Annotated in this window: 16 protein-coding genes; 6 read left to right on the top strand and 10 right to left on the bottom strand. The window is 72.1% G+C overall.

The features are described 5' to 3' along the window. Nucleotides 1–174 precede the first annotated feature (174 nt). From ABZ404_RS07745 to glgP, 3 genes are all read right to left on the bottom strand, one after another. Complete coding sequence (locus ABZ404_RS07745; RefSeq protein ID WP_358833791.1) at nt 175–807, bottom strand: BMP family ABC transporter substrate-binding protein; 633 nt, start codon at nt 805–807, stop codon at nt 175–177. Next, nucleotides 804–1,160, bottom strand: coding sequence for a hypothetical protein (locus ABZ404_RS07740; RefSeq protein ID WP_358833792.1), 357 nt, complete (start codon nt 1,158–1,160; stop codon nt 804–806). Before ABZ404_RS07740 ends, ABZ404_RS07745 begins: the two co-directional genes overlap by 4 nt. A gap of 67 nt (nt 1,161–1,227) precedes the next feature. After that, complete coding sequence (gene glgP / locus ABZ404_RS07735) at nt 1,228–3,855, bottom strand: alpha-glucan family phosphorylase (RefSeq protein WP_358833793.1); 2,628 nt, start codon at nt 3,853–3,855, stop codon at nt 1,228–1,230. A 649-nt stretch (nt 3,856–4,504) separates the two neighbouring features. Here glgP and ABZ404_RS07730 point away from each other — a divergent pair. From ABZ404_RS07730 to glgB, 4 genes are all read left to right on the top strand, one after another. Further along, nucleotides 4,505–6,502: an alpha-1,4-glucan--maltose-1-phosphate maltosyltransferase gene (locus ABZ404_RS07730; RefSeq protein WP_358833794.1), complete on the top strand. Its 1,998-nt coding sequence runs from the start codon at nt 4,505–4,507 to the stop codon at nt 6,500–6,502. Continuing rightward, nucleotides 6,499–8,208 carry a maltose alpha-D-glucosyltransferase gene (treS, locus tag ABZ404_RS07725; protein ID WP_358833795.1) on the top strand — a complete coding sequence of 570 codons (1,710 nt, stop codon included), beginning with the start codon at nt 6,499–6,501 and terminating at the stop codon, nt 8,206–8,208. Before ABZ404_RS07730 ends, treS begins: the two co-directional genes overlap by 4 nt. Nucleotides 8,209–8,409: 201 nt before the next feature. Then, the gene (locus ABZ404_RS07720) at nt 8,410–9,747 is read left to right on the top strand and encodes a maltokinase (protein ID WP_358833796.1); all 1,338 of its coding nucleotides are present in this window, start codon (nt 8,410–8,412) and stop codon (nt 9,745–9,747) included. A 35-nt stretch (nt 9,748–9,782) separates the two neighbouring features. After that, nucleotides 9,783–12,212: a 1,4-alpha-glucan branching enzyme gene (glgB, locus tag ABZ404_RS07715; RefSeq protein WP_358990239.1), complete on the top strand. Its 2,430-nt coding sequence runs from the start codon at nt 9,783–9,785 to the stop codon at nt 12,210–12,212. On the opposite strand, the gene ABZ404_RS07710 is transcribed toward glgB, so the two are convergent. The 4 genes from ABZ404_RS07710 to ABZ404_RS07695 form a co-directional block, all read right to left on the bottom strand. Then, complete coding sequence (locus tag ABZ404_RS07710; protein WP_358990236.1) at nt 12,169–14,433, bottom strand: helicase; 2,265 nt, start codon at nt 14,431–14,433, stop codon at nt 12,169–12,171. The genes glgB and ABZ404_RS07710 overlap by 44 nt on opposite strands. A 164-nt stretch (nt 14,434–14,597) precedes the next feature. After that, on the bottom strand, nt 14,598–14,933 hold the full coding sequence (trxA, locus tag ABZ404_RS07705) for a thioredoxin (protein WP_358836039.1): 336 nt from the start codon (nt 14,931–14,933) through the stop codon (nt 14,598–14,600). Then, nucleotides 14,930–15,361 carry a MerR family transcriptional regulator gene (locus ABZ404_RS07700; protein ID WP_358836040.1) on the bottom strand — a complete coding sequence of 144 codons (432 nt, stop codon included), beginning with the start codon at nt 15,359–15,361 and terminating at the stop codon, nt 14,930–14,932. The genes trxA and ABZ404_RS07700 overlap by 4 nt, the downstream gene beginning before the upstream one ends. 167 nt (nt 15,362–15,528) lie before the next feature. After that, nucleotides 15,529–16,044 (bottom strand): Lrp/AsnC family transcriptional regulator, encoded by a 516-nt coding sequence (locus tag ABZ404_RS07695; protein ID WP_358836041.1) that lies wholly within the window; start codon nt 16,042–16,044, stop codon nt 15,529–15,531. 44 nt (nt 16,045–16,088) lie between these two features. On the opposite strand from ABZ404_RS07695, the gene ABZ404_RS07690 reads away from it, so the two are divergent. Beyond that, nucleotides 16,089–17,009 carry an NAD-dependent epimerase/dehydratase family protein gene (locus tag ABZ404_RS07690; RefSeq protein ID WP_358836042.1) on the top strand — a complete coding sequence of 307 codons (921 nt, stop codon included), beginning with the start codon at nt 16,089–16,091 and terminating at the stop codon, nt 17,007–17,009. 1 nt (nt 17,010) lies between these two features. Next, nucleotides 17,011–17,886, top strand: coding sequence for an aldo/keto reductase (locus tag ABZ404_RS07685; RefSeq protein WP_358836043.1), 876 nt, complete (start codon nt 17,011–17,013; stop codon nt 17,884–17,886). Between the two features lie 43 nt (nt 17,887–17,929). Here ABZ404_RS07685 and ABZ404_RS07680 read toward each other — a convergent pair whose 3' ends face one another. The 3 genes from ABZ404_RS07680 to ABZ404_RS07670 form a co-directional block, all read right to left on the bottom strand. Continuing rightward, nucleotides 17,930–18,295, bottom strand: a complete 366-nt coding sequence (locus ABZ404_RS07680; RefSeq protein WP_358836044.1) for a hypothetical protein — start codon at nt 18,293–18,295, stop codon at nt 17,930–17,932. Between the two features lie 11 nt (nt 18,296–18,306). Continuing rightward, nucleotides 18,307–19,080, bottom strand: a complete 774-nt coding sequence (locus ABZ404_RS07675) for a DUF2127 domain-containing protein (RefSeq protein ID WP_358836045.1) — start codon at nt 19,078–19,080, stop codon at nt 18,307–18,309. Nucleotides 19,081–19,151: 71 nt separating this feature from the next. After that, nucleotides 19,152–20,582, bottom strand: coding sequence for a cation:dicarboxylase symporter family transporter (locus ABZ404_RS07670; RefSeq protein ID WP_358836046.1), 1,431 nt, complete (start codon nt 20,580–20,582; stop codon nt 19,152–19,154). Nucleotides 20,583–20,679 lie beyond the last annotated feature (97 nt).

Here is a 20,679-nt window from a genome sequence, read left to right as displayed (position 1 = left end):
GACGGGACGTTCGAGCCCATCGAGCACGCATCGAGGCAGCCTTTACTTACACGCGGCTTACAGAAGACAAAGCCTCGTGATCGTGCCTCACGATTTTGGAAGGGTTGCTTCCACCCCTTGATCCTTTAGCATTTCTTTGCCATGTCCATGCGGGTCGGATAGGGGAAATCCGGGCTATCGGGGTGTATTGACGCCCTGCCGGACGGCACGGTCCACATCGGCCCGCACCGAGTCACCCTGCTTCACCGCCGTCACATTGGACGCCGCGGCCTGCCCGCCGACCACCACGAACCGCACCTTGGGCTGCGTCTTCGCCGCCGCCTCGGCCGCCGCCACCGGAGCCCTGCCGACCGCCACGATCACGTCGCAGGAGCGCTGGACGAGGCTGTTGACGAACGGGGTGGCGTTGGCCTGTGTCTGCTCGCCCGTCACCGGGACGAAGTTGACCCGGGCGTGCGTGCTCTTCGAGGCGTCCTGCATCCCGGCCCAGACCGGCGCGCCCTCGGTGCCCTCGGTGACGCCCTTCTCCCCGGTCAGCAGACACGCGTCGACGTTTCTGTACTGCCGCGCCCGCGGATCCGGCGGCCCCGGCTTGTCGTCCTTGTCCAGCACCGAGAACAGGACCGCGCCGAGCACCACGGCCGCCACCACACCCGCGGCGATCCACACCCGGCGCCGGTGCGCCCGGGCCAGGGCGGTCAGACGCGCGAACCGCAGCCGGTAGCGCGCGTATCTGCCCTGCTTCTCCTGCTCCTGGCGGGCGGCCTTCGCCGCCTGCGCCTGACGTACCTGCTTGACGTGCTTCACGCGCTCTCGCCGTTCTCGTTCGGGGACTTCCGGGCCGCCGGCCACGCTCGCCAGGCGTGTACGGCCGCCCCGGCCGTGGACAGCCCGATGAGCAGCACGTCGGCCGCGAACCGCGTGCCGTGCGTGGTGTCCGGGGTGGTCGCCAGCTGGATCACCCAGGACACCCACACCGCGCCGAAGACCGCGAAGGCCGCCCAGTCCGCGCTCCGGCGCCGCCGCAGGGCGATCACCAGCGACGGCACCGGGCAGAGCAGCCCCAGTGTGGCGAAGGGGAGCAGCGCGAGGCCCGCGCGCGCCGCCCAGGTCCCATACGGGCGCAGGGGTCGCGGGGCGGCGTTCTCGGCAGGGTTCACAATCGGACCTCGCAGTTCCGTACGGGGCGCAGGGCAGCGGCCGACGTACGGTACAACCCCGCCGCCCTCAGCGCATCAGCACCCCCGCCCCCTCCCCCGTCGCCTCGGTCGGCAGCGCGACCAGTCCGAGATCCGCGCCGTCCGCGAGGAGGCGGTGGGCCGGCAGGACGCGGACCGTGTAGCCGTACGGGCCGGTGCGGTCCAGGGCGAGCGGGCCCTCGTACACCCAGCGGCCCTCCAGGTCCGGGCCACCCGCGGGCTTCAGGGCGACCGTGCGGGCCTCCGCCAGCGTGTCCGCGGCGTCCACCCGCCCCGCGACCGCCTGCACCTCCACGTCGTCCGGCTGGAGTCCGCCGAGGCCGACGCGCACCCGCAGGGCGAGCGTGGAGCCGAGCTCGGCGTGGCCGTTCACGGCCGTCGCGGACACCGCCTCCACATGGTCGACGGCCACCTGCGGCCAGGCCGCCCGGACCCGGGCCTTCCAGTCGGCCAGCTCCCGGGCGGTGCCCGGCTCCAGCTCGCGGTGGGCGCGGGCGGCGGGCGCGTACAGCCGGTCCACGTACTCGCGCACCATCCGGCCCGCCAGCACCTTGGGCCCGAGCGAGGAGAGGGTCTCGCGGACCATCTCGATCCAGCGGCCGGGCAGCCCGTCCGCGCCCCGGTCGTAGAAGCGCGGCGCCACCCGGTCCTCGATCAGGTCGTACAGCGCGGTCGCCTCCAGCTCGTCCCTGCGGTCCTCGTCCATGGCCGAGCCGTCGGCGGTGGGGATGGCCCAGCCGAAGTCCGGCGCGAACCACTCGTCCCACCAGCCGTCCAGGACCGAGAGGTTCAGGCACCCGTTGAGCGCCGCCTTCATCCCGCTGGTGCCGCACGCCTCCAGGGGCCGCAGCGGGTTGTTGAGCCACACGTCGCAGCCCGGGTAGAGCTTCTTGGCCATCGCCATCCCGTAGTCGGGCAGGAAGACGATGCGGTGGCGCACCCGGGGGTCGTCGGCGAACCGCACCAGCTCCTGGACCAGCCGCTTGCCGCTGTCGTCGGCCGGGTGCGCCTTGCCCGCCACCACGATCTGCACCGGGCGCGTCGGGTGGAGCAGCAGCTCCATCAGCCGGTCCCGGTCGCGCAGCATCAGGGTGAGCCGCTTGTAGGAGGGGACGCGGCGGGCGAAACCGATGGTCAGGACGTCGGGATCGAGGACCCCGTCCACCCAGCCGAGCTCCGCCGTCCCGGCCCCGCGGGTGCGCCAGGACGCGTACAGCCGCTCGCGGACCTCCACGACCAGCTGCTCGCGCAGCTCGCGCCGGAGCTCCCAGATCTCCGCCGCCGGGATGTCGGCGACCGCGTCCCAGCGCGGGGAGCCGCCGACGGTCAGCGCGTCCTCGGCGCGCCCGGCACCGATCTGCCGGGCGCCGAGCCGGAACACCTCGGGCGCCACCCAGGTCGGGGCGTGCACCCCGTTGGTGACGGAGGTGATCGGCACCTCCGAGGGGTCGAAGCCGGGCCACAGGCCCGCGAACATCTCCCGGCTGACCTCCCCGTGCAGGGTGGAGACGCCGTTGGCGCGCTGGGCCAGGCGCAGCCCCATCACGGCCATGTTGAAGAGGTTGGGCTCGCCGCCCGGGTAGGTCTCCAGGCCGAGCTGGAGGATCCTGGACACGTCGACGCCCGGCAGTTCGCCGTCGTCGCCGAGGTGGTGGGCGACCAGCTCGCGGTCGAAGCGGTCGATGCCGGCCGGGACCGGGGTGTGGGTGGTGAAGACGGTCCCGGCGCGCACCGACTCCAGGGCCGCGTCGAACTGAAGCCCCTCACCGGCGAGTTCGCGGATCCGCTCCAGGCCGAGGAAGCCCGCGTGGCCCTCGTTGGTGTGGAAGACCTCGGGCGCCGGGTGCCCGGTGATCCGGCAGTACGCGCGCACCGCCCGCACCCCGCCGATGCCGAGCAGCATCTCCTGGAGCAGCCGGTGCTCGCTGCCGCCGCCGTAGAGCCGGTCGGTGACGTCGCGTTCGCCGGGGCCGTTCTCCTCCACGTCGGAGTCGAGCATCAGCAGCGGGACGCGGCCGACCTGGGCGATCCAGACCACCGCGTGCAGGGCGCGCCCGCCGGGCAGCCGCAGCACGATCTTCGCGGGCTCGCCGCCGGGTTCGCGCAGCAGCGCCAGCGGCAGTTCGTTGGGGTCGAGGACGGGATAGTGCTCCTGCTGCCAGCCGTCGCGCGAGAGGGACTGGCGGAAGTAGCCGTGCCGGTAGAGGAGGCCGACCCCGATCAGCGGTACGCCGAGGTCGCTGGCGCTCTTCAGATGGTCGCCGGCCAGGATGCCGAGCCCGCCCGAGTACTGCGGCAGGGCGGCGGTGATCCCGAACTCCGGCGAGAAGTAGGCGACCGCGTGCGGCAGCCCCTCGGGCTGCTCCTGGTACCACCGCCGCCCGCCGAGGTAGTCGGCGAGGTCGTCGGCGCAGGCGGTCAGGGAACGGACGAAGCGGCGGTCCTCGGCCAGCGCGGCGAGCCGGGCGGCGGAGACCGACCCCAGCAGGCGGACGGGGTCCTCTCCGGCCGCCCGCCATCCCTCGGGGTCGACGGACCGGAACAGTTCTCTGGTCTCGGGATGCCAGGACCAGCGCAGATTGCGGGCCAGCTCGCTCAGGGGCCGCAGGGGCTCGGGGAGGACGGGGCGGACGGTGAACCGACGGATTGCCTTCACGTGTTCCACCTTCGCAGGGGATGTACGTAACAGGAGGGACGTACAGCTCTGTTCGACTCTCCTTCACCCCCGACGGTAGTGGGAGGGCGCCCCGCACTACCACGGCGCACGGAGGCGACCGCCCCCCGCGCGCGCTCCCACAGGGCTCCGGGGGCTCTCCAAGGGGCGGCCGTCCCAGGGGGCACGCGGGCCGGTCCCCGCGCGCCGGGTGTGGACACCCCCTCGGCGTGGAACACGGAACCCATGGCGTACCGGACCGGTTCGGGCACGTCGATGGCCGCCCCGCACGGGCCGCCACCGCGGGGTTCCCCCGCGCCGGGCCGGGTCCGCCCGGCCGTCCGCGGCGGGCGGACGGCGACGAGGGCGCCAACTGAACTTGTGGGTAGGCAAATTCTGGCCCGGTCCCGCCGAAAGACGGGGCCGTTTCCTTGCCCGGACCGTTACGCCCAGGTAGTTACGAACCACCGGAATGCGCACTCGTCCCGCGTGGAAGGCTCCACCGGTAGGACGCCGTCCGTGCAACCGCTGACCGCCACCCGAGTGAACGCGGACAGGAGCGGCCATGCCCGCAGCCCGTCAAACGCCGACGGAGCAGTTACAAAGAGCAGACCCCGCCACGCCCCGTACCCACCAGCCACCAGGTGAGCCCGTGAATCTGCCCATCGGCCGTATCCCCGTCCTGGACGTCCGCCCCGCCGTCGACTGCGGCAGAAGGCCGGCGAAGGCGGTGGCGGGCGAGACCTTCATGGTCACCGCCACCGTCTTCCGAGAAGGCCATGACGCGGTCGCCGCCAACGTGGTCCTGCGCGACCCCCGCGGGCGCCCCGGCCCCTGGACACCGATGCGCGAACTGGAACCCGGCACCGACCGCTGGGGGGCCGAGGTCACTCCGACGGCCGAAGGGCGCTGGTCGTATACGGTCGAGGCATGGAGCGACCCGGTCGCCACCTGGCGCCGGCACGCCTCGATCAAGATCCCGGCGGAGCTGGACACCGAGCTGGTCCTGGCCGAGGGCGCGGCGCTGTACGAGCGGGCGGCGCGCGGGGTGCCGAAGACCAAGGGGCGCGAGGCGGTGCTGGCCGCCCTGGACGCGCTGCGCGACGGCGGCCGCCCGGCCCCCGAGCGGCTCGCCGCGGCCCTGACCCCCGAGGCGGACGCCGCCCTGGCCCGCTACCCACTGCGCGAACTGGTCAGCGCCGGCGAGCCGTTGCCGCTCCTGGTGGAGCGCGAGCGGGCGCTGTACGGGTCGTGGTACGAGCTGTTCCCGCGCTCCGAGGGAGCGGTCGTCGAGGCCGGGAAGCCCCCGGTGAGCGGCACCTTCCGGACCGCCGCCGAGCGGCTGCCCGCGGTCGCCGCGATGGGCTTCGACGTGGTCTATCTGCCGCCCGTGCACCCCATCGGCACCACCTTCCGCAAGGGCCCCAACAACAGCCTCGCGGCCGCGCCCGGCGACGTGGGCGTGCCCTGGGCGATCGGCTCGCCGGACGGCGGGCACGACGCGATCCACCCCGACCTCGGCACCCTCGACGACTTCGACCACTTCGTGCGCACCGCGCGCGACCTGCGGATGGAGGTCGCCCTCGACTTCGCGCTCCAGTGCTCGCCGGACCACCCCTGGGTGGACAAGCACCCCGAGTGGTTCCACCACCGGGCCGACGGCACCATCGCGTACGCCGAGAACCCGCCCAAGAAGTACCAGGACATCTATCCCCTCGCCTTCGACCGGGACATGCCGGGCCTGGTCGCCGAGACCGTGCGGATCCTGCGGTTCTGGATGGACCACGGGGTGCGGATCTTCCGCGTGGACAACCCGCACACCAAGCCGGTGGTCTTCTGGGAACAGGTGCTCGCCGAGGTCAACGGCAGCGACCCGGACGTGGTCTTCCTCGCCGAGGCGTTCACCCGGCCCGCGATGATGCACACCCTGGCCCGGATCGGCTTCCAGCAGTCGTACACGTACTTCACCTGGCGCAACACCAAGCAGGAGCTGACCGAGTACCTGACCGAGCTGACCGGTGAGGCCGCCGCGTACATGCGGCCCAACTTCTTCGTGAACACCCCCGACATCCTGCACGCCTACCTCCAGCACGGCGGGCGCCCCGCCTTCGAGGTGCGCGCGGTGCTCGCGGCGACGCTCTCGCCCAGCTGGGGGGTGTACGCGGGGTACGAGCTGTGCGAGAACACCGCGCTGCACGCCGGCAGCGAGGAGTACCTGAACTCGGAGAAGTACGAGCTGCGGCCGCGCGACTGGGAGGCGGCCGAACGCGAGGGCCGTTCGCTGGCCCCGCTGCTGACCACGCTCAACCGGATCCGCAGGCGCCATCCCGCGCTGCGGCAGCTGCGCTCGCTGCGCTTCCACCACACCGACAACGACGCGGTGCTCGCGTACAGCAAGCGCTCGGGGTCGAACACCGTTCTGGTGGTCGCCAACCTCGACCCCCACCACACCCAGGAGGCCACGGTCTCGTTGGACATGCCGGAGCTCGGCCTCGCGTGGCACGAGCCCGTCCCGGTGCGCGACGAGCTCACCGGTGAGACCTACCACTGGGGCAGGGCCAACTACGTGCGTCTGGAGCCGGGCCGTGCGCCCGCGCACATCCTGGTCCTGCGACCGTCCCCGCCGATCGGAGGGTCACCCACACCATGATCGTCAACGAGCCCGTCCACGACACCTTCGAGGACACTCCCGCCAAGGACCGCGATCCCGAATGGTTCAAGCGGGCCGTCTTCTACGAGGTGCTCGTGCGGTCCTTCCAGGACAGCAACGGCGACGGCGTAGGGGATCTGAAGGGCATCACCGCCAAACTCGACTACCTCCAGTGGCTGGGGGTCGACTGCCTCTGGCTGCCGCCCTTCTTCAAGTCCCCGCTGCGGGACGGCGGTTACGACGTCTCGGACTACACCGCGGTGCTCCCGGAGTTCGGCGACCTCGCCGACTTCGTGGAGTTCGTGGACGCCGCCCACCAGCGCGGCATGCGCGTGATCATCGACTTCGTGATGAACCACACCAGCGACCAGCACCCGTGGTTCCAGGAGTCGCGGAAAGACCCCGCGGGCCCGTACGGCGACTACTACGTCTGGGCCGACAACGACAAGCAGTACCAGGACGCCCGGATCATCTTCGTCGACACCGAGACCTCGAACTGGACCTTCGACCCCGTCCGCAAGCAGTACTACTGGCACCGCTTCTTCTCCCACCAGCCGGACCTCAACTACGAGAACCCGGCCGTCCAGGACGAGATCCTGGCGGCGCTGCGGTTCTGGCTGGACCTGGGCATCGACGGCTTCCGCCTCGACGCCGTCCCGTACCTCTACCAGGAGGAGGGCACCAACTGCGAGAACCTGCCCGCCACCCACCAGTTCCTCAAGCGGGTGCGCGCGGAGATCGACGCGAGCTACCCGGACACCGTGCTGCTGGCCGAGGCCAACCAGTGGCCCGAGGACGTCGTCGACTACTTCGGTGACTACGCGGCGGGCGGCGACGAGTGCCACATGGCGTTCCACTTCCCCGTGATGCCGCGCATCTTCATGGCCGTGCGCCGCGAGAGCCGCTACCCGGTCTCCGAGGTGCTCGCCAAGACCCCGGCCATCCCCAAGACCTGCCAGTGGGGCATCTTCCTGCGCAACCACGACGAGCTGACCCTCGAAATGGTGACGGACGAAGAGCGCGACTACATGTACGCGGAGTACGCCAAGGACCCCCGGATGCGCGCCAACATCGGCATCCGGCGCCGGCTCGCGTCCCTGCTGGACAACGACCGCAACCAGATCGAGCTGTTCACGGCCCTGCTGCTCTCGCTGCCCGGCTCGCCGATCCTCTACTACGGGGACGAGATCGGCATGGGCGACAACATCTGGCTCGGCGACCGGGACGCGGTGCGCACCCCGATGCAGTGGACGCCCGACCGCAACGCGGGCTTCTCCTCCTGCGACCCGGGCCGCCTCTTCCTCCCGACGATCATGGACCCCGTCTACGGCTACCAGGTCACCAACGTCGAGGCGGCGATGGCCTCGCCGTCCTCCCTGCTGCACTGGACCCGCCGGATGATCGAGATCCGCAAGCAGAACCCCGCTTTCGGCCTCGGTTCGTACACCGAACTCCCCTCCTCCAACCCGGCGGTCCTGGCGTTCCTGCGGGAGCACAACGACGACCTGGTGCTGTGCGTGAACAACTTCTCGCGGTTCGCCCAGCCCACCGAGCTCGACCTGCGGGTCTTCGCCGGCTGCCATCCGGTGGAGCTGATCGGCGGGGTGCGCTTCCCGGCCATCGGCCAGTGGCCCTATCTGCTCACCCTCGCGGGGCACGGCTTCTACTGGTTCCGGCTGCGCAAGGACAGCGTCGTGATCGCCTGAACCCGCCCGGCTGAGGAGTGCTTTCGGGCGGGCCCGGACGGGCCGGTTTCCTCCGGCCCGCCCGGGGCACTCTCCTCAGCAACGCTCCGGACCGCTTTCAGTGGCACACCGGAGGCTCCGCGCGCCGCCGGACAGCCAATGCCGCAATCCGGGACACTCTGCGCACATCCTGCTGTGAGCCCGGGGAAAGGACGCGCTGCCATGCCCAAGGCCGCACCCACCCTGACTCCCGTCGCGCTACTGCCCTCACTGGCGCCCCTGCTGCACGAATGGCTCCCCAGACAGCGCTGGTTCGCCGGCAAGGGCCGCCCGGTCACCGGCTTCCAGCTGGTCTCGGTGACCGAGCTGCTGCCCGGCTGCCTGCATCTGCTCGTCCGGGCCGAGCAGCCCGGCACCGCCCCCGAGCCACCGGACGTCTACCAGCTGCTGCTCGGCGTACGGAAGGTGCTGCCGCCGCCGCTCGCCCCCGCGCTCGTCGGCCACGCCACCGACGGACCGCTGACCGGCCAGACCGTCTACGACGCCCTCCAGGACCCGCAGGTCGCCGCGCTGCTCCTGGAACGGCTGCGCACCCCGGGCCGGCTCGGCCCGCTGCGCTTCGGCTGCGACGCGGACCTCCCCGTCCCGGCCGGTCTCACCCCCCGCCTCCTCGCCGCCGAGCAGTCCAACTCCTCGCTGGTGTACGGAGATACGTTCATCCTCAAGGTATTCCGTCGTATCCACTTCGGGGTCAACCCCGACCTGGAGCTTCCGCTGGTCCTGGCCCGGCACGGGTGCGCCCGGGTGCCCGCGCCGGCCGCCTGGATCCAGACCGACCGGCCCGAGAACGCCACCCTCGCCGTGCTCCAGCCCTATCTGCGCGACTCGCGGGACGGCTGGCAGCTGGCGCTGCGCGCGCTCGCCGACGGGCGCGAATTCACCCGGGAGGCCCACGCGCTCGGCCGGGCCACCGCCGAGGTCCACACCGCGCTCGCCGACGCGCTGCCGGTGGTCACCCTCGGCCGCGCCCAGACCGAGCTGCTCGCCGCCGCGATGCACGACCGGCTGGAGGCGGCGGCGCAGGCGGTGCCGATGCTGCTGCCGCACGTGGCCGGGCTGCGCGCCGCGTTCGACGCGGTGACACGGGTCCGCGGGCCCCGCCCGGCCCAGCGCGTCCACGGCGATCTGCACCTGGGCCAGACCCTGCGGACCGGTGACGGGGAGTGGGCGGTGATCGACTTCGAGGGCGAGCCGGCCCGCCCGCTGGCCGAGCGCCGCCGCCCGCAGCCGCCGGTCCGGGACGTCGCCGGGATGCTGCGCTCCTTCGACTACGCCGCCCGCACCCAGCAGCCCTGGCGCCCCGAGTGGGCCGAGGCCTGCCGGGACGCCTACTGCTCGGGCTACGCGGCGGCGGCCGGCACCGACCCGCGCGACGAGCCCGAGCTGCTGCGCGCGTACGAGACCGACAAGGCGGTGTACGAGGTGCTGTACGAGGCCCGCCACCGCCCCGACTGGCTCGCCGTCCCGATGGCGGCGGTCCGACGACTGGCCCAGGACTGACCCCGACCGCGCCCCATCCCGAGGAGGCCGTACCCGTGACCGCCCGCCCGAAGAAGACCGACCCCGCCCGGTCCGGCCGCCCGCCCGCGTCGACGGCGGCGAAGCCGCCGAAGGCACCGAAGGCCTCCAAGACCTCCAAGTCCCCGAAGACCTCCACGTCACCGCAGGCCCCGGAGTCCCCGGAGTCCTCGGAGTCCTCGAAGGCGCCGAAGGTCGCGGAGGCCTCGACGCCGGACGCGCCGCCGAAGCCGAAGCGCGGCGGGAGCCGAGGCGTCCGGGCCGCACGGCCGCTCGCCGCCGAGGACCGCGCCCGGCTGCTCGCCGGGGCGCACCACGACCCGCACGCGCTGCTCGGCGCCCACCGGGTGCGCGGCGGGGTCGCGTTCCGGGTGCTGCGCCCGTACGCGCGGGCCGTGACCGTCCTGGCCGAGGGAGTCCGCGCCGAGCTGCGCGACGAGGGCGACGGCCTCTTCGCCGGGGTGGTGCCGCTGCGGGAGGTCCCCGCGTACTCGCTGCTCGTCGCCTACGACGACAACGAGCTGGAGGCCGAGGACCCGTACCGCTTCCTGCCCGCGCTCGGCGAACTCGATCTGCACCTGATCGGCGAGGGCCGCCACGAGGAGCTGTGGACGGCGCTCGGCGCCCGTCCGATGGTCCACCAGGGCGTGGCCGGCACCCGGTTCACCGTCTGGGCCCCCAACGCCCTCGGGGTCCGGGTCACCGGCGACTTCTGCTACTGGGACGGCACCGCGTACCCGATGCGCTCGCTCGGCTCCACCGGTGTGTGGGAGCTGTTCCTGCCGGGCGTCGGCGAAGGCGCGCTCTACAAGTTCGACATCACCCGCCCCGACGGTTCGCACACCCTGCGGGCCGACCCGATGGCCCGGCGCACCGAGGTGCCGCCCGCGACCGCCTCGATCGTCACCGAGTCGCACCACGTGTGGCAGGACGACCTGTGGATGGCGGCCCGGGGCGACCGGCCGGTCCACGAGTCGCCGTTCTCCGTCTACGAGGTGCACCTGCCGTCCTGGCGCCCCCGGCTGACCTACCGCCAGCTCGCCGAGCAGCTCCCGGCGTACGTACGCGACCTGGGCTTCACGCACGTGGAGTTCCTGCCCGTGGCCGAGCACCCCTTCGGCGGCTCCTGGGGCTACCAGGTGACCGGCTTCTACGCCCCCACCGCCCGGATGGGCACCCCGGACGACTTCCGCCATCTGGTGGACGCGCTGCACCGGGCCGGGATCGGGGTGATCGTCGACTGGGTGCCCGCGCACTTCCCGAAGGACGACTGGGCGCTGGCCCGCTTCGACGGGCGCACGCTCTACGAGCACGAGGACCCCTCCCGCTCCGAGCATCCCGACTGGGGCACCCTGGAGTTCGACTACGGCCGCAAGGAGGTCCGCAACTTCCTGGTGGCCAACGCCACGTACTGGTGCGAGGAGTTCCACATCGACGGGCTGCGGGTGGACGCGGTCGCCTCGATGCTCTATCTGGACTACTCGCGCGAGGCGGGCGAGTGGTCGCCCAACGAGCACGGCGGCCGGGAGAACCTGGACGCGGTGGCGTTCCTCCAGGAGATGAACGCCACCGTCTACCGCCGCTGCCCGGGCGTGATCACCATCGCCGAGGAGTCCACGGCGTGGGACGGCGTCACCCGCGCCACCCACCACGTGGGACCCGGCGGTTTCGGCGGGCTCGGCTTCGGGCTGAAGTGGAACATGGGCTGGATGCACGACTCGCTGGACTACGCCGCCCACGAGCCGGTCCACCGCAAGTACCACCACCACGAGATGACCTTCTCGATGGTCTACGCCTACAGCGAGAACTACGTCCTGCCGATCTCCCACGACGAGGTCGTCCACGGCAAGCGCTCCCTGGTCTCCAAGATGCCCGGCGACTGGTGGCAGCGGCGCGCCACCCACCGCGCCTATCTCGGCTTCATGTGGGCGCACCCGGGCAAGCAACTCCTCTTCATGGGGCAGGAGTTCGCCCAGGGCGCGGAGTGGTCGGAGACCACGGGACCCGACTGGTGGCTGCTCGACCCCTCGTACTCGGCCGAACCCGACCACCGGGGCGTACGGGACCTGGTCCGCGACCTGAACACGGTCTACCGCGACACGCCCCCGCTGTGGCAGTGCGACACCGACCCGGCCGGCTTCGCGTGGGTCGCGGGCGACGCCGCCGAGGACAACGTCTTCGCCTTCCTGCGCCACGACGCCTCCGGCGCCCCGCTGCTGGCCGTCTCGCACTTCTCGCCGGTGGTCCGCCACGACTACCGCCTGGGCGTGCCCGACACCGTCTCGGCCTGGACGGAGGTCCTCAACACGGACGCCGGACGCTACGGCGGCGGCGACCTGCGCAACGAGGACCCCCTCAAGCCGGACTCCGTGCCCAGCCACGGCCGGCCGGTCAGCATCCAGCTCACCCTGCCGCCGCTGGCGACGGTGTGGCTGCGGCCGGCCTGAGCGCGTCCGCGAGCGCCGGGGGCAGCGGCTCGGAGTGCAGCACGCCGAGCCGCTGGGTGGCCCGGGTCAGCGCCACGTACAGGTCGCTGACCCCGTACCGGGCGGGCTCCACCACCAGGACCGTGTCGAACTCCAGGCCCTTGGCCTGACGCGGGTCGAGCAGGACCACCGGGCGGGTCAGATCGGGCTCGCCCGGGGGAACGTCCGGGAGCACGGCGTGCAGCGCGGCGTGCAGCGCGCGCGGCGCGATCACCGCGAGGCGCCCGGCCTCGGGCGTCTCCGCCTTCACCGCGTCGGCGACGGCGTGCGCGAGCGCGTCCGGCGCCGCCGCGCGCGCCCAGGGCCGCACGCCCGTGGCCCGCACCGAGCTCGGCGGCTCGAAGGAGGGGTCCACCGCGCGGCAGACCCGCGCCGCCACCTCCATGATCTCGGCGGGCGTCCGGTAGTTGACCCCCAGGCGCACATGCTCCCAGCGGTCCTCCACGTACGGCTCCAGGATCCGCCGCCACGAGCCGACGCCCGCCGCCTCGGCGGTCTGGGCGGGGTCCCCGACCAGGGTGAGGGAGCGGGTCGGGCAGCGGCGCATCAGCAGCCGCCAGGCCATCGCGGACAGCTCCTGCGCCTCGTCCACGATGATGTGCCCGAAGGCCCAGGTGCGGTCGGCGGCGGCGCGTTCGGCGGCGCTGCGGTGGTCGGCCTCCTCGTGGCGCTCGGCGAACCGCTCGGCGTCGATGATGTCGTGCGCGGCGAGCACCTCGGACTCCTCGTCCTCGAACTCGAAGCTCTCCGAACCCGCGGAGAGGTCGAGGACGCCCTGCGCGTACGCGATCCGGTCCTGGCGCTCGGCCTCGGCGGCGGCGCGGGCCGCGGAGTCGTCCTCGCCGAGGAGTTCGGCGGCCTCGTCGAGCAGCGGCACGTCGGCCGCCGTCCAGGGGCCGCCCTCGCGGCGGATCAGCTCGGCGTCGCCCTCGTCCAGGTGGACGGGGTCGGCCAGGAAGTCCGCGACGAACCGCTCGGGGGTGAGCGCGGGCCAGAACATGTCGATGGCGGCGTGGACCTCGTGGCTGGTGGCGATCTCCTTGCCGAGCTGGGCGAGGTCGTCGGGGCCGAGGAGGTTCTCGCCGCCGAAGGGGTCGGCGCCGATCCGCTCGGCCAGCTGAGCGGTGAGCGCGTCGATGACGTGGAAGGCGAAGTACGGGCGGGCCAGGTTGTGCGGCAGCCCGGACTCGCGTGCCTTCCAGCGGGCGTCCTCGGCCATCGCCCGGTCCAGGCTGAGCGTCCCGTACCCCTCGTGGTCGATCTCGACGGCGGTGTGTGGCACGGTCTGGCGGTCGCGCACGGCCCGGGCGAGGACCTCCGCCATCGTGGCGCGGCCCTTGACCTCGGCGGCGGCCGGGGTGTCGGTCCCCTCGGCCCGTACGCCGGGGAAGAGCTCGCCCATCGTCGCGAGCAGCACTCCGGTCTCGCCGAGCGCGGGCAGCACCTCGCCGATGTAGCCGAGGAAGGCGGGGTTGGGCCCGACGATCAGCACGGCGCGCCGGGCCAGCTGCTCGCGGTACGCGTAGAGCAGATACGCCGCCCGGTGCAGGGCGACCGCCGTCTTGCCGGTGCCGGGGCCGCCCTCGACGACGAGCACGCCGTGCTGCGGGGCCCGGATGATCCGGTCCTGCTCGGCCTGGATGGTCTGCACGATGTCGTGCATCCGGCCGGTGCGGGCCGCGTCCAGCGCCGCGAGCAGCACGGCGTCGGCGTCCGCGCCCTCGTGCCCGGTGCGGGCCGCGTCGGTGAGGTCGAGGATCTCGTCATGGAGCGCGGTGACCGTACGCCCCCGGGTGGTCAGATGCCGGCGCCGGCGCAGCCCCATCGGGGTGTATCCGGTGGCGAGGTAGAACGGGCGCGCCACATCGGCCCGCCAGTCGATCACCAGGGGCGTGCGTTCGGTGTCGTCGCGGCGGATTCCGATGCGGCCGATGTGGTGGGAGCGGCCGTCGGAGAAGTCGAGCCGCCCGAAGCAGAGTCCGTTCTCACCGCCGTCGAGCGCGCTGAGCAGCCCGGACTGCTCGGCCACCAGCACATCGCGCTCCAGCCGCGCCTGGAGACCGGTCCCCACCTGCGCCAGGGCGCCCCGCACCGACTCCTCGGCCTGGGCGCGCAGGGCTTCGAGGCGGGTGTAGAGGCCGTCGACGAATTGCTGTTCTTTCCGAATTTCCTCGGTTGACAATTCCGCTCCTGACGCGATACAGTGCTTTTAGTGAGGGCTTTACGTGTATTTCCTTGGAGAGATACACGAAGAACCCACTATACGCAGAGAAAAACCCCGGCCGCACTATCGGACCGGGGCTTTTTGTTTCTCGGGGCACTTTCTCCGGCCCGGGGGCCGGGCCCCTACAGGACGTCTTCGAGCTCCTGCATCAGACGGCGCTTGGGGCGGGCTCCCACCATCGCCTTCACGGGCTCGCCCGCGCGGAAGACCATGAGCGTCGGCATCGACAGCACGCCGTACCGCACCGTCGTCTCCGGGTCCTTGTCCACGTCCAGCTGCACCACCTTGAGCCGGTCGCCCTCCTCGAAGGCGATCTGGCTCAGCACCGGCGCGAGCTGACGGCACGGGCCGCACCACTCGGCGGTGAACTCCACGAGCACCGGAAGATCCGCCTCCAGCACCTCGCGTTCGAAGGTCGCGTCCGTCACCACGTCCACGCCCGCTGCCTGAACCGTCATACCAACCCCTCCGTCACACCCGTCAGTTCGCACCCGGGGACCCCGGGCGCCGGCGAACCGGCCTCCAACTCGGCGCGGGCCGCCTCGGCCCGTACCAGCTGAGCGCCGACCTGGTCGCGTACGGACTGGAGCTGCCCGATGAGCCCGTCGAGCTCGGCCAGCTTGCGCCGGTACACGGCGAGCGAGGCGGGACAGGTGTCGCCGGCCTCGTGGCCCGCCCGCAGGCACTCCACGAACGGCCGGGTCTCCTCCAGCTCGAACCCGAAGTCCTGCAGGGTCCTTATCTGCCGCAGCAGCCGCAGGTCGCCCTCGTCGTACGACCGGTACCCGTTCTCCGACCGGCGCGCGGTGAGGAGACCGCGCGACTCGTAGTAGCGCAGCGCGCGGGTGGTGGTGCCGGCACGTGCGGCCAGTTCGCCGATTCGCATGGGACGACGGTAATCCTTGACGCCGAGGTCAAGGCAACCAAAGCCCCACCCCGCCCCGGGGCTGCGCCCCGAACCCCTTCTCTCGTCCGCGAGCCCGAAGGGGCGCGGGGAACTGCGCGAGCAACCCACCACCGGCCCGCAGACAAACCCCGGGCACCCCACCCCCCTCACCCCCGAGGCAACAACCCCTTCCCCCCCACCGGGGACGACAACACGATCGACGTCGTCGTCCGGCCCAGCGCCGACACCTCCCCCAGCACCTCCTCCAGATGCCCCGTGTCCGCGACCGCGACCTTGATGATCCAGCAGTCCTCGCCCACCACGTGGTGCACCTCGCGGATCTCCTCGCGCTCCATCAGCTCCAGCGTCCTGGGGTGCTTCAGGGTGTAGCCGCCGTGCGGGTTGACCCGGATGAACGCCTGGATGCCGTAGCCCAGCCGGGCCGGATCGACCCGCGCCCCGTACCCCGTGATCACCCCGCCCGCCTCCAGCCGACGCAGGCGCTCGGTGACCGCCGCGGGGCTCAGCCGTACCCTCCGGCCCAGCTCGCTCAGCTTGATCCGCCCCTCCTCCTGGACCAGCGCGAGGAGCTGACGGTCCACCTGGTCGAAGGCCGGTGAGGAATCGTGGGTCGACGCCCGTGAACTCCGTGGTTCCTTCGGTACAGCCGACAGTTCTCCCATGTTTCCCCCTTCAGGACGCCGGCCGTCAACGTAACACTGTGTGCATGACATTCGACATGCCTCACGGGACCCGAAACGTGCTGGTCATCGGCGGCAACCGCTACTTCGGCAAGCGCCTCATCGACCGCCTCGTCACCGCCGGTGACCACGTCACCGTACTGAACCGGGGGTCCGCCCCACCCCCGCCCGGCGTCGAGCACCTCCTCGCCGACCGCGACGACGAGGCCGCCCTCGAAGCCGCCCTGGGGGACCGGACGTTCGACGTCGTCTTCGACCAGGTCTGCTACACCCCGCGCCAGGCCGCCGTCGCCCGCCGCGTCTTCGCCCACCGCACCCGCCGGTACGTGATGACCTCGACCGTGGAGGTGTACGAGTACGAGGACTCGGCCGCGCCGGTCGCGGAGGGCGCCGTCGATCCCCGTCTCGTCGCCGTCGACCTCGAACTCCCGTGGAGCGACCCGGAGTTCAGCGGATCGCACTACGGCGAGGGCAAGCGCCAGGCCGAGGCCGTCCTCGCCGCGCCGGGCTTCCCGTACGTCGGCGTCCGCGTCGCCCACGTCCTCGGCGGCGCCGACGACTTCACCGGGCGCGTCACCCACTACGCCGACCGGCTCCGCGCCGGCGAGCCCATCGCCGTGCCCGCGCCCAACCACCCGGCCACGTACATCAACGTCGACGAGATCGCCGACTTCCTCCTCTGGACCGCCGGGCAGGACTTCACCGGACCCGTCAACGCCGCCTCGCACGGGCCGCTCACCACCGACGACATCGTGGCCGCGATCGGCGGCGGGCCCGCCCGCTACCGGACCGTCGACGTCGGGGAGGTCTCGCCGTTCGCCTTCCGGCGCTCGTACGGCATGGACACCACCCGCGCCCAGCAGCTCGGCTTCACCTTCTCGCACACCGGGGAATGGCTCACGGACGCCCTCGCGCAGACACTCACGGGCACCGAGGGGGGCAACTGACATGCGCCGGCGCACACTCGGCCCCCTGAAGGTCGGCGCCATCGGGTACGGCGCCATGCCCCTGTCCATCGAGGGGCGGCCGGACGAGGCACGCGCCCTCGCCACCGTGCACGCCGCGCTCGACGCGGGCATCACCCTGCTCGACACCGCCGACTCCTACTACGCCCCCGGCGGCGAGCCCGGCCACAACGAGCTGCTCCTCGCCCGCGCCCTCGCCTCGTACCGCGGCCCCACCGACCACGTCCTCGTCGCCACCAAGGGCGGGCGCGGGCGCACCGACGACGGGGACTGGAGCGTCGACGGGCGGCCCGAGCACCTCAAGCGCGCCGCGAAGGAGTCGCTGCGGCGGCTCGGCACCGGTGCGATCGGCCTCTACCAGCTGCACAAGCCCGATCCGGCCGTCCCGTACGCGGACTCGCTCGGCGCGCTGCGCGAGCTGGCCGACGACGGTACGGTCCGGCTCGTCGGGATCTCCAACGCCGACGTCCACCAGATCCGGGAGGCCCACAGCATCCTCGGTGACCGGCTGGTGTCCGTGCAGAACCGCTACTCCCCCGCCGTCCGCGACGCCGAGCCCGAGCTGCGGCTCACCGCCGAGCTGGGGCTGGCGTTCCTGCCGTGGAGTCCGCTCGGCGGCATCTCGCGCAGCTCGCTCGACGGGACGTCGGCCGTGTCCGCGGACTACGCGTTCGGCGGCTTCCACCGGGTGGCCCGCGAGCGCGGGGTCAGCCCGCAGCGGGTCACGCTCGCCTGGCTGCTGTCGCTGGGGCCGCACGTCCTGCCGATACCGGGCGGCAGCCGGCCCGAGTCCGTACGGGACTCGGCGGCTGCCGCCGATCTGGTCCTCGGCGAGGAGGAGCGGGCGCTGCTGCCCTGAGCCGCTTCCGCCTCCCCTCTTCCGTCGCGGGTCCGTCGCCGCGTCAGTGGCGCGTGCGCCGGTTGCGGATCTTGCGGACGATCAGCCAGATCACCAGGACGATCAGCGCCACGAAGATCAGGAAGATCACCAGGAGGAAGATGCCCAGCTTCTTGAAGAAGCCCTTCTTCTTTTTCTTCTTCTTCGGCTTGGCGAGCGTCACATGCGAGGCGTCGCTCACCGCCTGGTGGGCCGTCGATGCCGCCGGCGCGGCGGCGGGCGCGAGCGCGTCGAACGCAGACTGCGCCGACTGCGCGGACTGCGCCGACACCGTCCGCACCACCGCGCTCGGCGCGGCCTCGGCCGCCGCCGGGGCCACCAGGGCGGTGCCCAGGAGCAGGGCCAGTACCGTTGTGAACTTCTTGATCATTCGGGTTCCCTTCACGTCGTCCCCACGGCGAGGCCCGCCGTCGCCTCGACCTCCATCAGCGACGCGCTGTGCCTCTCCGCCTCAAAGGCTGCCCGCCCTCCCCGCAGCCCGAACAGGCGCTTCGAGAGGAGGATGTAGAGCACGGCGAGGACATTGAGCCCCAGCGTGGCCATCTTGAGGTAGCTGATCTTCTCGGTCAGCTCGTAGACCTCCAGTGGCAGGAACATCGCCGTGGCGACCACGGTGAGGTACTCCGCCCAGCGCTCGGCCCGCCAGAGCCCGACGGCCTCGACGATCTCGATCAGCGCGTAGACCAGCAGCGCCACGGCCACCGCGACCAGCGTGGAGTGCTTGTAGCCGAAGGACTTCTGGATGGTGCCGACGACGGGCGAGTGGTCGAGGTCGTAGTGGAAGTGCTGGAACACCGGGCGGAAGACGTCCAGGTTCTCGTCGAAGAGCCTGCGCACCGCGTCCTGGCTGTTGCTGAACTTCCACACCGCGGCCGCCACCAGGACGATGAAGACCCCGCGCACCAGCCGCTCCACCGCGAGGAACCGCAGGATGAACAGGTCCCGCAGCACCTTCCCGCGCGGCACGAGCGGCGCGTCGTCGGCGGGCCCCGCGCCGTGCGGGACGCCGAGGGCGAAGTCGCCGCAGCGCAGACAGCGCCAGGCCTCGCCCAGCCGGGTCTCGGCGCGCAGCCGCTCGCGCAGCTCGGCCTCGCTCGGCTCGTACGTCACATGGCCCTTGCGCGCGCAGGTGCGCCGGTCCCAGTCGATCTTCATTCCGCTCGCTCTCCCCGTCACCGCTTCCGGACGGACGCCCCGCACGGTAGTGGACACTCGTCCGGACGCGTTCAGGGGGTGGCGGGTTCCTTCGGTTCGGATCGAGTCTGAGCAGGGGTTTCCTTGGTGAGGACCACCTCCCGCTCCCTCGGCGGCTCCGCCGGACCGTGGGCGTCGCCCGCCTCGAAGGTCGTCTCGTCGAACGGGGCGCGCCCGGCGAGGACCTCCTCGACCCGTGCGGTGTCGATCTCCTTGGTCCAGGTGCCCACCAGGACCGTGGCGACCGCGTTGCCCGCGAAGTTGGTCAGCGCCCGCGCCTCGCTCATGAAGCGGTCGATGCCGACGATCAGGCCGACGCCGTCGACCAGTTCGGGGCGGTGCGACTGAAGGCCGCCGGCCAGGGTGGCGAGGCCCGCGCCGGTGACCCCGGCGGCGCCCTTGGAGGCGACGATCATGAACAGGAGCAGCGAGATCTGCTGTCCGGCGCTCAGCGGCTCGCCCATCGCGTTGGCGATGAAGAGCGAGGACATCGTGAGGTAGATCGCGGTTCCGTCCAGGTTGAACGAGTAGCCGGTGGGCACGGTGATGCCCGCCACGGCCCGGCTCACCCCCAGGTGCTCCATCTTGGCGATCAGCCGGGGCAGCGCCGTCTCGGAGGAGGAGGTGGACAGGATCAGCAGGAACTCCCGTCCCAGGTACTTCAGCAGCCGGAAGATGTTCACCCCGGCCAGCAGGCGCAGCAGCGTACCGAGGACGACGAAGACGAACAGCGCGCACGTGATGTAGAAGCCGACCATGATGACGGCCAGCGACTTCAGCGCGTCCGTGCCGGTCTCGCCGACCACCGCCGCGATGGCGCCGAACGCGCCGAGCGGCGCCACCCACATCACCATCGACAGGACGCGGAAGACCAGCTTCTGGATGTGGCCGACGCCGCGCAGCACCGGCTCGCCCGCCGAGCCCATCGCCTGGAGCGCGAAGCCCACGAGCAGGGCGATCAGCAGGGTCTGGAGGACCTGGCCCTCGGTGAAGGCGGAGACCATCGTCCTGGGGATGATCCCGAGCAGGAAGTCGGCGGTCGACTCGCCGGCGCCGGCCGCCTGCTTGGCGCCCGCGTGCCTGGTCGCCTCGGTGATGTGCAGGCCGGAGCCGGGCTCCAGGATGTTGCCGACGACCAGGCCGATGGCGAGCGCCACGGTCGACATCACCAGGAAGTAGCCGAGCGCGAGCCCGCCGACCGCGCCGACCTTGGCGGCCTTGCGCACGGATCCCACCCCGAGCACGATCGAGCAGAAGATGATCGGCGAGATCATCATCTTGATCAGGTTCACGAAGCCGGTGCCGATCGGCTTGAGCTCGACGGCCACCCCGGGGGCGGCGAAGCCGACGGTGATGCCGATGAGCACCGCGGCGATCACCGCGGGATACAGATAGTGCGTACGGGTGCCTCCCCGGCCCTTACGGCCTTGGGGGCGGTCCCGGCGGGCGGCTGCTGGGGTCACGGGGGTGCCTCCTCCTGCTTCCGTACGCGTCCCGCGTACGGGCGTCTGTGTCCCGGTGGCTCGATGGATCTCCGCGACTATCGCCCAGGCTGTGACG

Source organism: Streptomyces sp. NPDC005878 (assembly GCF_040629815.1).
GTDB lineage: Bacteria > Actinomycetota > Actinomycetes > Streptomycetales > Streptomycetaceae > Streptomyces.
Note: the sequence above shows the minus strand (reverse complement) of the source record. Positions and strands in the feature narration are given on the sequence as shown.